Here is a 15,156-nt window from a genome sequence, read left to right as displayed (position 1 = left end):
CTGTCAGTTACTGCTGCGATTATTTTTCTGACAACTTAGTGAAACGTAAGTTAAAGAGTGCTAAACCACCCACTAACAAGAAGATAAGCGTCGTGATTGCACTAGCTAAACCAAAGTCTTGACCACCAGCACCTTCAAAGGCGATGCGATAGGTATAGTTCACTAACAAGTCGGTATAACCTGCAGGCTCACTCGTACCAATCATGTTTGGTCCACCCTGTGTTAACAGCTGAATCAATACAAAGTTATTAAAGTTAAACGAGAAGCTAGCAATCATTAACGGCAACAATGGTTTCATCATCATTGGGAAAGTAATGTTTTTAAAGTTCTGCAGTGGCCCTGCACCATCAAGCGCTGATGCTTCGTATAAATCATCCGGGATTGATTTCAACATACCCATGCTTAAGATCATCATGTACGGGAAACCTAACCAAATATTCACCATCAATACCATGGCTTTGGCAGAGATAGGATCCGAGAACCAACTTGGTGACAGGCCAAACATCGCCTCTAGCACCATATTAATTTCACCGAAGCTTTGGTTAAACAAACCTTTAAAGATCAGGATAGAAATAAATGACGGTACCGCGTAAGGTAAAATTAATAGCATGCGGTAGACAGCACGGCCGCGTAACGCTTCCCACTGCACAATACTTGCGAGTACCAGCCCGATGATCACAGTCGCAAGAACCGATAAACCAGAGAAGATAATAGTCCAAAAGAAAATACTGATGAAAGGTTCTTTAATGCCATCATCTTGCCAAATACGTTCGAAGTTAGCCGTACCGATCACCACGGTAAAACCAGGCGCTAACGGATCGCCAATATAGTTACCTTCAGCATCAATCGTTTGATAAAAGCCAGTATCCATATTGGGAATCAATACCGTATTATCTTTATTATTAACTAAAGTCGTGCCATCGCTTTCAACACGATAAAGCGGTTGTACTGCGGCAAATTTACGTAACCCGCTCATGCGAATTTCGTTACCGTTTGGTAATACTAAATCAACGTTATTTAACGTCGCACGGTTTTTGATAATGTCTTTTATTTTCGCTTTGCTACCGACAACATCATCTGTCGCGTTAAGCGTTAAGCGCAAGCTTTCCGGCTTGGTTAAATTAATTTCACTAGTTACTAATAATTGTGCACCGTCTTTGACTGCCAAACGATAGCCATTTTCACTGCGATACAAATCGAATTTATAGCTGTCACCACTTTGATAGGTATTATCCAGCAGTACAGATTGAGCGCGTTCAAAAGACAGCTGATTAGTAGCACTGTAATTGGTAAAGGCGATACCAACCGTATAGACCAGAGGGAAAATAATAAACAAAATCATTCCCGCGACACCGGGGTAAATATAACGGTGTGCATAAGTCTTTTTACTACCAAAAATATACAAGGCTAACGAAGTTAATATCAAGGTTAATACAGCAAATGACGTCTCACCACGTGAGTACATCAATATTGACGCATAACCATTCATTAACCCAATCAGCGTAAGGGTGCACCATTTTATAAAATGCGGAGATATAAATCGAGAATTGACTTGGTCGGGAGTCTGTTGAGAGTCTGGTGTATCATCACCCAGAATTTCAGCTACTTTAACAGTCTGCATGGAAGAACCTACCTAATAAACAGCAAGAGGAGAGATGACCCCTCCTCTTATCTCAGTACTTCCGATGATTAAACAAAAGTACTAAACAGAGAGTATTAAAACAAAGAAGACTTAAAAAAAAAGGCTTAAAGCCTATTTAGTCATCTGCTTTTCTGCATCACTTAATGCCGCATCAATCGATTGACGACCATCGACAATGTTAATGATGGCATTTTTAGTTGCGCCCCAGAATGCATTCATCTGTGGGATGTTCGGCATCACTTCACCGTTCATTGCATTATCCATCGTTGCCGCAATGCGACTATCAGTCGCTAACTGTTCTTGATATGACGTCAATGCGACAGCGCCCAGTGGTTTGTCACTGTTCACTTTAGCCAGACCTTCATTGGTCAATAGATAGTTTTCGATAAACTCAACCGCTAAATCTTTGTTTGGTGACGCAGTACTGATACCTGCCGTTAATACGCCAACAAATGGTTTAGAGTGATTACCGTTAAATTTAGGTAACTGTGCAACCCCGTAATTAATCTCAGACTTATCGATATTGCCCCATGACCACGGACCATTAATGGTCATCGCAACATTACCTTTGATGAACTCAGATTCTGATACCGAGTAATCCATATCAGGTGAAATGACTTTATCGGCTAATAATTTTTGCACTAGCGCCATACTGCTTTTAACGCCCGCATTGTTTATGCCGACATCTTTTACATCGTAACCAGTCGCATTAGTTTTAAATGCATAACCACCATCAGCGGCCATCAGAGGCCAAGTGAAGAACGGTTCTTTTAGATTCCACATGATTGCCGATTTACCTTGGGTTTTAAGCTGCTTGTCTAATGCCGCCACATCTTCCCAGTTCTTCGGTGGCGTTTTAATTAAATCTTTATTATAGATAAGTGATAATGACTCGACCGCGACAGGATAACCAACATACTTACCGTTGTACTTAACTGCGTCCCACGTAAAATCAACCATGCTGTCTTTTAATTCTTTCGATGGTTTAACTTCAGCTAATAGACCGGCTTGCGCATAACCACCAAAACGGTCATGTGCCCAAAATACGATATCTGGACCATCACCAGTAGCAGCAACTTGTGGGAACTTGTCTTGTAAGCTATCTGGATGTGCAACCGTCACCTTGATGCCGGTATCAGCTTCAAACTGTTTACCGACTTCAGCAAGACCGTTGTAACCTTTGTCACCGTTAATCCAAATTGTTAACTGGCCTTCTTCAATAGCAGCAAAGGCAGAAAAAGAGTTCATTGCAGTGAGTAGTGCAACTGCCGTTAAGGTTTTTCTCATCACTTTATATCCTTATTAAATTAGCGTTCAAACTGTCCAGACAAGCTGTCTGTGTTGGATGCTATAGTCATACAAAAAGTCATTACCAACATCATCCTTTACCCTACGCCTAGCCCCTGCAAAGCCAAAAGCGTGAACTTGAACAATATATTTTACTTAGTTGCTTAATAAAGGCGATAAAAATGCGATGGCTCGCACACTAATGCGCAATAAATTACCTATTTAGAGTGATAATAAAGCAAACATCAATAAAATGTGATCTATGCACTCCTCCTATCTACTCCCCCCTAAAAATTCTTATCAAGGATGATGCAGTTAAGACCCGTATAAAACACACTATCAACATCGAAGAATGCTGTGTAAGATATTCTAATTAGTCATAAAAAGGACTCGCGAGATGGCAACTGTCACGTTAAACAATGTATGTAAAGCCTATGATGATATACTTATTTCCAAAAACGTAGACCTCGAAATAAACGATGGTGAATTTGTCGTTTTCGTTGGTCCGTCAGGTTGTGGTAAATCAACCCTGTTACGTTGTATTGCTGGGCTTGAAGATATCACCTCGGGTGATTTATTTATTGGCGGCAAACGCATGAACGATATCGAGCCCTCTAAACGCGGTGTCGGCATGGTATTTCAATCTTATGCGCTTTACCCACACTTAGACTTAACCGATAACATGTCGTTTGGCTTAAAACTAGCAAAAGCAGATAAACAGTTAATTAAAGATCGCGTGGCACATGCTGCAGATATTCTACAACTAACGCCTTTATTAGATCGTAAACCAAAATCATTATCTGGTGGTCAACGTCAACGAGTGGCAATTGGCCGTACGTTAGTATCACAACCAGAAGTATTTTTGTTAGATGAACCACTATCAAATTTAGATGCAGCACTGCGTGTTAAAATGCGCATTGAATTGGCAAAATTACACAAGCAATTAGGTTGCACCATGATCTACGTGACGCATGATCAAGTTGAAGCGATGACCATGGCTGATAAAATTGTGGTACTCGACGGTGGTAACGTGGCGCAAGTCGGTGCCCCACTCGATATTTATCATTACCCGCAGAATATTTTCGTGGCCGGTTTTATTGGTTCTCCAAAAATGAACTTCATTAACGTCCATATTCAAACTGTTGAAGCCCTGCGTGTCGAAGTACTACTGCCTAACTGTCAAAGTACTTGGCTCCCCATTGATGGTGAAACCGTTAATGCCGGTGATGAAATGATCCTAGGTATACGCCCTGAGCATTTAGTGTCGGTTGAAAATGCTGATATTGTGATCACTGGCGAAACCATAGTGGTAGAAAAATTGGGCAATGAAACCCAAGTCTATCTAAACATTGAGGGCAGTGATGAGGATGTAATTTATCGTGTTGCTGATACCCTCTCTATTGATGCAGGCGAGAAACTAGATATTGGTATCCCAGCACACCGTTGTCATTTGTTCCATAAAGACGGCCAAGCTTGTCAGCGTTTATACAAAGAAACAACGAGTTAACCAATTACATAATTTCAGACACTTCAATCAACTTAGCCAATGTGTAAGGCATTGGCTATTTTCTCTTATATTTAATTAAGTCTTCTCGACATTCTCATGAATCCCCTCACTATTTACTATCATATTTTCAACCTCCGACGACGGAAAAAACATAAGGCTTCGCGCTCACGGTCTGATCGATTTTATTACGCATAACTTTCGTCAATTTAACAGTTATCTACAATACTTAATTACTGCGCCCTAGATCCCTATTGCGATAAGTTTTATCACAGCAAATTCAATGCAGAGGTGTTTATAAGTTCGCTTTTTCCAATTCACTACATGCGTCGATAAAAGGACCTTTACATGTACATATTTAAATTACGATTCTTGCTGATCACTTTCTTTAGCCTAAAGTTACTCTTTTCGATCACAGTACATGCCGAGGAAAAGGTTTATATCGTGGGAGTGGTGCCGCAGTTTGAAGCACGAAAGTTAACTGCTATCTGGATCCCAATACTTGAACAGCTAACAGTTGAAACAGGTCTCCAATTTAAGTTAGAAGGTGCGCCCAATATAAATGAATTTGAGAAAAAATTTATGGCTGGAACGTATGATTTTGTCTACATGAACCCTTATCATTTTGTCTTAGGCAATCAGCTACAAGGCTATATTCCCCTCGTCAAAGATGGTTCGAAAAAATTACACGGCGTATTGGTCGTTCAAAAAGACAGCCCAATAAAAAATGTAGCACAGCTCAACGGCGCTAAAATTGCATTCCCTTCACCCAATGCCCTTGGTGCATCATTACAAATGCGCCAAGAACTACATGATATATTTAATATCCAGATCACCCCTGTGTATGTAAATACTCATGGTTCTGTCTATCTCAATGTATTGCTTGGTGATACTCAAGCCGGTGGTGGGGTCGGTAAAACCCTTAAAAAACAAAAAATAGAATATCAGCAAGCCTTAAGAGTAATACATAAAACCACGCCAGTAGCATCACACCCAATAGCCGCGCACCCTCGCGTTGCAAGCCGCGATATTGAAAAAGTAACCGCCGCGTTAATCAACATGGGGAAAACGGAGGCCACAGCAGTATTACTGCAGGGTATTCCGATGCCACAAATAACCATCGCCACGATGGCTGATTATGAACCTTTGAAAAGCATGAACCTAAAAAGATTTTATATCCAACCAAAGTAAGGAACCTGATGAGCATTAAATTTAAATTAATGGTTCCAGTCCTTATTGGATTTTTTGTTTTCACTAGTGTGATTAATTGGTATTGGGCGCCAAAATTATTTAATTATGCCCAGGCAGATTTCAGAGAACAGATGCAAAATGAAATCAGATCTATCGAAAGTGATGTGATTAGGCATCTAATCGCCAGTGATTTTTCAGCATTATATTCATCATTAGATTATCAAAAACAGCTACACCAACAAAATTGGGCCCATCTGACATTATACGACGCCGATAAAAAACAGAAGTACCCTTTATTTTCATCAAATAAAGCGATACTGGCAGAACAACATCCGAACCATATTCGCATTGATTACCCACTAGTGAATGAAAATATAACCATAGGTTACCTTGTCCTACACATAGATTGGACCGCCAAGCACGAATTTACCGAACAGCGCATCTGGGAACTTAAGATTTTTTTAATCGTGATGATGCTGTTAATTATCTGCATTGAACTGTTTATGCAAAACCGATTAATCCAATTACCCATATTAAAGCTGAAACAAGCGACCAAGGAATTGGCCAACGGTAACTTTGATATTAGTTTACCGCCAGTCTCAAAAGATGAAATAGGTCAGTTAACCGAAAATTTTAATATCATGCGTAATAATATTTTAACTAGCCAAGAATCACTGTTAATCAGCAAAAATGAAGCAATGCAATCAGCCCTGCAAGCAAGTAATGAAACAAACCGTGCCAATGTCATGGCCAAGAAAATCAGCGAAATGAATGAAGAATTGCTGGAAAATATCGTCACCACCAACATACTTGCTAAAAAGGCCGAAGAATCAAATAGCGCCAAAAGTGAGTTTCTCGCTAATATGAGCCACGAGATCCGCACGCCAATGAATGGCGTTATCGGCATGCTCGGTTTGTTGTTAGATACACAGCTCAAGGATGAACAGCGCCACTATGCACAAGTCGCTCGCGCCAGCGGGGAGTCACTCCTGAGTCTCATTAACGATATTCTCGATTTTTCAAAAATAGAATCGGGACAGCTTAATCTCGAAGTCATTGATTTTGATTTACATAAAATGATTAACGATTTATCTACTCTTTACGCACAGCAAATTAAAACTAAAGGATTAGAATTTAGTTGTGCGATGTCCTCCGAAGTGCCCGCATTTATCCAAGGCGACCCAGGGCGATTACGACAAGTTTTCACAAATCTACTCGGTAACGCGATTAAATTTACCGCACAGGGTGAAATAATCATTACGGTAAATTTATTATCAACCACCGAGCATGATTCGCTGATCCGCTTTGCCATAAAAGATACTGGTATAGGTATACCGAAGAGTAGACAAGAACTATTATTTGATAAATTTACGCAGGTTGATTCATCTACTACACGTCAATATTGCGGCACAGGTTTAGGTCTCTCTATATCAAAGCAGTTATCTGAGTTGATGGGCGGCGAAATAGGCATTATCAGTGCAGAAGGTAAAGGTGCTGAATTCTGGTTTACCGCTCGCTTTATCAAGGCTCAAACACAGTTAATTTCCATCCCCGAAACTAAACACGTGATAGCACCCACTACGCATAAAAACGCACGTATTTTACTTGCCGAAGATAGCCTGACTAACCAATTAGTCGCAATGGGCATTCTTAAAAAATTAGGTTTTTTCGCCGATGTCGTTAATAACGGTGAGGAAGCTGTACATGCTCTTGAAAATAAAACTTATGACTTAGTACTTATGGATTGCCAAATGCCGATAATGGATGGTTACGAGGCGGCTACTCTTATTCGCAGTTCTCAGTCGACGCAGATTAACCATCAAGTGCCTATTATTGCCATGACCGCTAATGCCATGCAGGGCGATCGGGAAAAATGTCTTGCTGCTGGGATGGATGATTACATCACTAAGCCTATTTCTCCAGAAACACTCAGTAAAGCGCTTAACACATGGTTAACGGGCGATAACACTAATGAAGTGGTTTAATGAATCTGTACACCTAAATGGGATAGAATACCCTCAACATAAAAACGGTGTACACAATGACAAAAGCGCGAACAACATATTCAGTAGCATTCAAGCATGATGCTGCAAACTTAGTCCTGGATAAAGGCTACTCGATACAAGAAGCCTGTGATGCCGTCGGTGTTGGATACACGGCAATGAGACGATGGGTAGCTCAACTTAAGCAAGAACATGGCGGGATAACACCGACTGCAAAGGCTATGACGCCAGACCAAATACGTATTCAAGAGCTTGAAGCCAAAATTAAGCAAATTGAATGGGAGAAAGACATATTAAAAAAAGCTTCCGCTCTTTTAATGCAGGACAGCATCAAACGATAGATTTGATAGCCGCGTTATCAAGAGATAATCATTCAATAAAGAAGCTATGTGTGTTATTTGAAATACCTCGCAGTAGCTTCCATTATCGACTTAAATACCGCGGTGTAACAAAGCCGGAACGAGCTGTATTACGTCAAAAAGTCATTGCTATACACAGCCGTAGTCGAGGTTCAGCTGGCGCGAGAACCATCTCAGGCCAACTTAATCAAGCAGGGGAAAGTGTCGGTAGATACAAAGCAGCAAGATTGATGGAAGAAGTCGGCATTGTCAGTAAACAGCCGAATAAACATAAGTATAAGATATCTGAGGATGTATCGAAAATCGCACCGAACCGACTAAATAGGCAGTTTGATGTTGAAACAGTCAATCAAGTTTGGTGTGGCGATGTGACCTATGTTTGGGCTGGAAATAAATGGATGTACCTAGCTGTAGTCATGGATTTATTTGCACGTAAAATTGTGGGTTGGGCATGCTCAGATAGCCCAAACACAGATTTAACTTGTGCGGCGCTACGTATGGCTTACGAAAGCCGAGGCCGACCAAAAAATGTGATGTTTCATTCAGACCAAGGTTGTCATTACACGAGCCTTCAATTCAGACAAGCGTTGTGGAAATACCAAATAACGCAAAGTATGAGTCGACGCGGAAATTGTTGGGACAACGCCCCAATGGAACGATTTTTTAGAAGTTTTAAAACAGAGTGGATGCCAAAGGAATGCTATAACACCTTTGCTGAAGCTGAGCGAGATACGCTCAAATATATACTGCAGCATTACAATACAAAACGAGGCCATAGTTATAATAACTATTTGTCGCCAGTGATTATGGAAGCTGCAGCTTAATTTAAACGCCTATCTAGGTGTACAGTTTTACTTGACCACTACATAATGAGCCCTTTTCAGCCAAACAAAAAAATACCTAACAGCATTCACTGTTAGGCATCTTTATTACTAGGGGTTTTTGCTGCAAACAAAAAGAGTTCCCCTTTAACTATCTTGCATTGTTAAGTATAGCGTATAGAGACAATTTGCAAGGGCTTAGAACCAAGCTTCAACTTGCATACCGATTGAGTAGTCGCTATCGCCTTTACTTGATCCCATCGTAGTCCCTTCATCATCTGTTAAGTATGACGCAAATACGCGGATTTCAGGTCGAGCCCAGAAGCTTTCGCCCATCGACCATGCTTGGGCGATAGTCGCTTTGCTGCCGCCTTTATCATCACGGCCATCATATGACTCAGAGAACACACCTAACTCTAAGATGGTCTTCATATTTTGATTCCACTTGTACATAGGACGTACAACAGCACTCATCAAACTATGGTCACCCTTAACTGTAACCGTGCTGCCAGTAACACCATCTCCGTATGATGCATCCGTTGATGCTGCATACATTAACTGATGACCAACTTCGATTTTATCGCCAAAGCTCATCACACCCCAGTTAATCACACGATAACCATTCGCATCATTTTGCTCACCTGAACGGTCAAACCAAGCACCACTACCTAAGTCAGCCATTTGTGCACCATAAGAGCTAGTACCATATTGCAATACTGTTTGGTTAAAGCCGTTACTTAAACCTTGTTGTACAATAGCGGTTAACATCACGCCATCATCAGCTTTAACGTCTTGTCCTTCACTTTCATTAGCAAAATTATATACAGCGGCCAGTTCTAACGTTGCATCGCTCCAGAGGTTAAGACCTGCGTAACGAACATCAAAAATATGGCCATTTACACTATCTGATTTTTCGGTCACTACATCGACTTGCTCCCAAGTTCGATCTGGTTCTGTACTCGGATCATTATCTGTATCTTTTTCTACCCATTGGTATTCTTGCTTTGTTGTGGTTAATTTTTGAGTGCCGTCATCTAACATCCATGCTGCTGATAATTTACCAGGACCAACACTGACATTTTCGATACCACCACCAGCACCACCAGACGTATTTAGGTAATAGAAATCGGTAATGTGAATATCTTTACGTTGGTAATAACGTTTACCAGCCCATAATGTCGCGTCTTTATCGCTAGCAAATAATCCAGTCGCTTGGACGTTAAATTGTGCAACATTGAAGTCGCCGTCTTCCCAACCATTATTACCTGAGTTGCCCTGCGCTATCATGGCATCAACAACCCATTTTTGATCTTCCATACCAGTGATTTTTGGTAATTCTTGGCGGAAACCAAACTCTGCATATAAGTCATTTTCATTACCTAAACGACCAATCTTATTTTTTTCAAACGAATAATTCTCGCCATTATTACCGCTAAGACCAGTACCAGCTCGCATATAGCCATTAAAATCAACAGCGCCGACAGCAGAAGTAAGTAAGGCAGCTGATACAGCAATTGCAACACGATTTAAATTTTTCATATTTTCTAAATCCTTGAAAGAGTTTGGTTTCATTTTTAAAGGCGGTAATCACATTGCTACTGCCTTGAAGACAAATTCATATTAAGGATTTTTTTAATCACCGACCTCCTCCACCCCCAGCTAATTTAAGGAGGATGAAAAAGGCTGAGAAAAACATAAGTGGTATTTTTTATGAGTCAGATCACTTAACTAGGGCGTATTTCAGAGATTGTTCAACCTGCGCGTGAAATACAGTGTTAACTCGATCATGTTTAGCACCATAAAAGCATGTTTTAGCCGTTTGAAGGGCAAAAGAGCGCCCTATTCACAAGTGTGACCTAGCTAGCAAACTCCATCATTAACGCATAAATAACCTCACCGTCACTGAACTTCCCTCAACGATAACGACTGCAATAATGTTGCAATATCTACAAATTGATTTTCATTATGCATTGCAATTTGCAACTCAAACCAAGAGTTAACTTTAAGTTACTGTTTTAAAATGAAAAAAATACTGGCTCAAAATATGCAGTTAAGATGAGATACATACCAATGTACTCATCCAAGGATCGAGGAATTAAAAATGATTAAATCTTCTTATATACCGAATATATTTTTCTCTGTATTGATCTATGTCGCTGGGGGTAATTTAGCCTACGCTGCACCTTTTGATTTGTGCCCTACCGAGGCTTTTTTATCTCAATATAGCAATAATGCCACCCATTATAAGTCTGTCGATTTATCAACAGGTGCGGTACAAACACTGCAAGTTGATGATAACCTAGGTACTAACACGATTAACGCTATCGCCTTCAACGAAGCAGACCGTTTCATTTACGGTTTTAATAAAAATCAACTTGCGCTTGTCCAATTTGATAGTGATTTTAAAGGCACTGTATTACCTTTCACAAATCCGCCAACCAATAATTTTTATGTCGGTGATATTTACGACAATAAATATTATTTTTACCGTAAAAATACCGGGCTTTTCTACACTACATTGGATGACACAGACCCCGAATACCTGACGATAAAAAAAATAAACGGTGCTAATCAAAGTATAATGATTGCCGACTTTGCCTTCCACCCCATTGATGGCAACATCTATGCAGTAGAAGGTAGCAGCGGTGATCTCTACCGTATAAACCCAACTAACGGATCGGCTAGCGTTGTCGCAAATACAGGGTTCACCGCCGGTAATTTTGGCGCCGCTTATTTTGATGTTTCAGGGTTTCTTTATTTTGTGCGTAATAGCGACGGTAACGTGTACCGAACTGACATTACCGATCCAGATAACATCACAGGTGAGACGGTGTATTTTGCTCAAGCAGCACCAACTAACAGCAATGACGGTGCCCGCTGTGCCAACGCCCCTGTTACTTCGTCCAATACCGATTACGGCGATGCACCAGACTCTTACGGCACTTCATTGGCAAATAATGGGGCAAGACATCTAATTAATTACAATAATTACTTTTTAGGCTCGAATATCGATGCTGAATCAGATGCAATAATTTACCCAAGCTCAGATGAAAGCATCAGTATTGATGATGAAGATGGTGTGTCATTCAAAACCAGTCTCATTCCAGGTTTAGATGCCCAAGTCAATGTTGTCATAGGTGGTGGTGCAACAACTTATATCAATGCTTGGTTTGATTGGAACCGTGATGGCGACTTTGATGATGCCAACGAGCGCGCTATCAGTGGCTTACAACTATCGCCAGGTACACATGATATTCTAATCAGCGTACCCGATAATGCGGTTGCAGGCGAAAGCTGGGCTCGTTTTCGTGTCGGTGATGTTGAAGACGCGAGTAATAATGGTGGTTACGTTAATGGTGAAGTCGAAGATTACCAAATCAATATCACAGCAGCCAACACCACTTATCTACATTACCCAAGTGAAAGTGATTTTGTCACCATTGCCTACGAGGATATGTGGCCAGAACTCGGTGATTATGATTTCAATGATGTTGTTATTTATTATCGGGTCACACAAGTAATTCAAAACAGTAAAGTCGTCAGAGTTGATGTCACTGGACAGTTAGCCGCATACGGCGCTGATTATGCCAATGGTTTTGCGATACAGTTACCTGGCGTACTCCGTTCACAAATAGATGAGGATCTGGTTAAGCTCACTCATGATGGGCAAATAGTACAAGGTGCAACACCACTAGAAAAAAATCAAAATAATGCAGTCGTGATCGTAACAGCTGACCTAAAAGAAACATTTGAAAAAAGTAATTGTGGCTTCAGTTTCTATAAGACAGAAGTAGGCTGTAGCAACAGCGATCAATTCACGTTTAATATTACCATGCCATTATTAACACCAATAGATCAATCCGCAGTACCCACTATGCCATTAGATCCGTTCATATTTGCAACGACAGATCGCCGTCGTAATGATTTCTTCGCTGGTACTATGCCCGGCCGACCTTTAGAAATTCATTTAGCGGATAGCCCTATGACTAGCCTAGGTACAAGCGACTACTTTGGTCTACAGGATGATCGTTACGCCCTTCCACTTATATTTAGAGATGAACGTAATCTTCCTTGGGCAGTTGAAATTGGTACCCAATGGGCGCCACCATACGAAGGTATCGACATTTCTGTCGCTTACCCTGACTTTGCTAATTTCATTGAAGCAAAGTTAACTAAGCTCGACGAGGAAGAGAACCCATATGAAAATTGGTTCAACACCCCTGTTATCAACAACGTATATCAGTAGGTATCGCGATGAATTATAAACAACAATTACTTATCTGTACTGTGGCGACTATCTCGATGACAGGCTGTGGTGGTAGCGACTCACCATCAGGGAACGTGCCGGTAGGAAATACGCCGGCGCCGGCAGCAACAACAACAACAACTATCGATGGGCCGAAACAAGTATTGACTGAGAATGAAGACAGCTTTATTCCCACAGCAAGCAATGGCAATAGTTTACTCAACGTTACTGCACCAAGTACGCTAAATTTTCGCGCATCGACAACAATGCAATTACAGATAACCTCTAATAATGCTCAGCCCTGTAATATTAATATTTACAAAGACTACGATGCCTCTTCAGCTCCTACATTTATTCCTGATCCCAAGGGTAAAGTAATGCAAATAAACTCTGATACTTGCAGTTATTCAGGGCAGATTTATGTTTTAAACCAACAACAAAAACTGCTTGCCGAAGTTGTATCATTGCAAGATGCGACAACCCGTTACAGTGAGGTTCTTCTCAGCGGTAATACCATCACACTTAATCTTGATTAACGAATTTCATCGACATTAACTTAAAGCCCATCTTTGTATGGGCTTTATTCATTGTTAAAATGAACAGCTGAGGATACTCACTTTTTACTTTCCACAATCAACCACTAACGCATATAATAAACTCGATTACTCCTTCAAAGGTCACTTAAATGCGTTTAACCATTTTCCATAAATTGTTTATCTCCCTGATGTTTATTAGCTTAATAATGATGGCTGGTATGGCACTGTTGATAAATAATAGCTTTCAAAACGGCTTACAAAGTTACTTAAACCAAAGTGAGATTGAAAAAATTGAAACCCTAGCAGAGCGGATAAGTGATTATTATTCAGCTCAAAAAGGCTGGAAAGGGATCCAGGGAGAGCCAAAGTTGTGGGCACAGTTACTGCAAAATATTGGCGAGCACCCGAGTCCATCTAAAAATCACCCCGAACGAAAAAACTACAAGCCCAGCTTTAATCGCCTTGAAGCGCGTTTAAACTTACTCAATAAAAGCGGTAAATCGATTATCGGCAACCCGAAGAACTTACGTCGTTTACATAATAATATTCAAATAACCAAGATCCCTGTGATTAACAACAACAGAACCGTCGGTTGGTTATCGGTGATACAACGCGAAAGTATTAAAGGTCGCCTTGCTGAACGTTTTCTGCGTCAACAACTAGATAACTTTTATTGGATTGCCGCGTGGGCAGCTTTATTTTCGTTTATTGTTGCCGCCTTATTAGTACGCCATTTTTTAAAACCATTGAAAAACCTAGATAGCGCGGCAAAATCATTATCAAACGGTAACTTTGATTATCAAATTGATGTGCGTGGTAAAGATGAATTGGCCGAATTATCGATCGCCTTTAATCTACTGACCACCACACTCAAGACCCAAAAGCATTCTCGGGAACAATGGTTATCGGATATATCTCACGAATTGCGCACACCCATTGCAGTTTTACTCAGTGAAATAGAAGCCATTGAAGATGGAATCCGCAAACCTGAGCCTAAATACATCAGCTCATTGCACGATCAAGTCATGACCCTTACCCGATTAGTGGATGACTTATATTCGTTATCTCTCTCTGACAGTGGTGTACTTATCGATACGACTCACAAGGTGGATATCACGAATATAATCAGTAATATTACCAACCAAAATGAGGTGCGTTTAGCGGATAAACATATTGCGATAGAACGTCTATACGATAATAACCAATGCTCGCTATTGCACGCAGATGCCAAATCAATCGCACAGTTAATTGGTAACTTGTTTGAAAACAGTTACCGCTATACCAACCCCAATGGGCAAATACATATTAACCTGCAGCAGACACCAGACTGTATCGTATTAACGATTGAAGATAGTGCGCCAGGCGTGCCCGATGACGCCTTACCCAAACTATTTGACCGCTTATATCGGGTCGATAAATCTCGTAGTCGTGCTAATGGCGGCTCCGGTTTAGGCTTGTCGATTTGTGAAAACATCGTCAAGATGCATCATGGCGATATCAGTGCGCAGCACTCTAAACTTGGCGGCTTAAAAATAACTATATCTCTTCCGATTAAGGATAATTAACC

General features: G+C 40.7%; 10 protein-coding genes. 7 read left to right on the top strand and 3 right to left on the bottom strand.

Translation table 11 applies throughout. From position 1 onward, the window contains the following. Nucleotides 1-19 precede the first annotated feature (19 nt). Together malF and malE are read right to left on the bottom strand one after the other, a co-directional pair. A complete protein-coding gene (gene malF / locus FR932_RS02400; RefSeq protein WP_019441287.1) occupies nucleotides 20-1,621 on the bottom strand; it encodes a maltose ABC transporter permease MalF in 1,602 nt (533 codons plus the stop codon). 132 nt (nucleotides 1,622-1,753) lie between these two features. Then, the gene (malE, locus tag FR932_RS02395; RefSeq protein WP_019441286.1) at nucleotides 1,754-2,929 is read right to left on the bottom strand and encodes a maltose/maltodextrin ABC transporter substrate-binding protein MalE; all 1,176 of its coding nucleotides are present in this window, start codon (nucleotides 2,927-2,929) and stop codon (nucleotides 1,754-1,756) included. A 397-nt stretch (nucleotides 2,930-3,326) separates the two neighbouring features. On the opposite strand from malE, the gene malK reads away from it, so the two are divergent. The 4 genes from malK to FR932_RS02375 all read left to right on the top strand — a co-directional run bounded on the left by malK (nucleotide 3,327) and on the right by FR932_RS02375 (nucleotide 8,810). Next, nucleotides 3,327-4,436, top strand: coding sequence for a maltose/maltodextrin ABC transporter ATP-binding protein MalK (gene malK, locus FR932_RS02390; RefSeq protein WP_019441285.1), 1,110 nt, complete (start codon nucleotides 3,327-3,329; stop codon nucleotides 4,434-4,436). 345 nt (nucleotides 4,437-4,781) lie between these two features. Continuing rightward, nucleotides 4,782-5,624, top strand: coding sequence for a phosphate/phosphite/phosphonate ABC transporter substrate-binding protein (locus tag FR932_RS02385; RefSeq protein ID WP_019441284.1), 843 nt, complete (start codon nucleotides 4,782-4,784; stop codon nucleotides 5,622-5,624). Between the two features lie 8 nt (nucleotides 5,625-5,632). Further along, entirely contained in the window at nucleotides 5,633-7,609 is a 1,977-nt protein-coding gene (locus tag FR932_RS02380; RefSeq protein ID WP_019441283.1) for an ATP-binding protein, read from the top strand. Between the two features lie 56 nt (nucleotides 7,610-7,665). Further along, a protein-coding gene (locus FR932_RS02375; RefSeq protein ID WP_085983345.1) for an IS3 family transposase occupies nucleotides 7,666-8,810 on the top strand; the annotation gives its coding sequence in 2 pieces (ribosomal slippage) (nucleotides 7,666-7,930 and nucleotides 7,930-8,810; 1,146 coding nt in all). A 195-nt stretch (nucleotides 8,811-9,005) separates the two neighbouring features. Here the strand turns inward: FR932_RS02375 and lamB are convergent. Then, nucleotides 9,006-10,346 carry a maltoporin LamB gene (gene lamB, locus FR932_RS02370; RefSeq protein WP_019441991.1) on the bottom strand — a complete coding sequence of 447 codons (1,341 nt, stop codon included), beginning with the start codon at nucleotides 10,344-10,346 and terminating at the stop codon, nucleotides 9,006-9,008. Nucleotides 10,347-10,908: 562 nt separating this feature from the next. Here lamB and FR932_RS02365 point away from each other — a divergent pair. From FR932_RS02365 to FR932_RS02355, 3 genes are all read left to right on the top strand, one after another. Continuing rightward, nucleotides 10,909-13,053, top strand: coding sequence for an LruC domain-containing protein (locus FR932_RS02365; protein WP_019441990.1), 2,145 nt, complete (start codon nucleotides 10,909-10,911; stop codon nucleotides 13,051-13,053). An 8-nt stretch (nucleotides 13,054-13,061) separates the two neighbouring features. Further along, entirely contained in the window at nucleotides 13,062-13,589 is a 528-nt protein-coding gene (locus tag FR932_RS02360) for a hypothetical protein (RefSeq protein WP_019441989.1), read from the top strand. A 149-nt stretch (nucleotides 13,590-13,738) separates the two neighbouring features. Further along, nucleotides 13,739-15,154, top strand: coding sequence for an ATP-binding protein (locus FR932_RS02355; RefSeq protein ID WP_019441988.1), 1,416 nt, complete (start codon nucleotides 13,739-13,741; stop codon nucleotides 15,152-15,154). Nucleotides 15,155-15,156 lie beyond the last annotated feature (2 nt).

Origin of the sequence: Moritella marina ATCC 15381 (genome assembly GCF_008931805.1) — a bacterium.
Taxonomy (GTDB): Bacteria; Pseudomonadota; Gammaproteobacteria; order Enterobacterales; family Moritellaceae; genus Moritella; species Moritella marina.
Note: the sequence above shows the minus strand (reverse complement) of the source record. Positions and strands in the feature narration are given on the sequence as shown.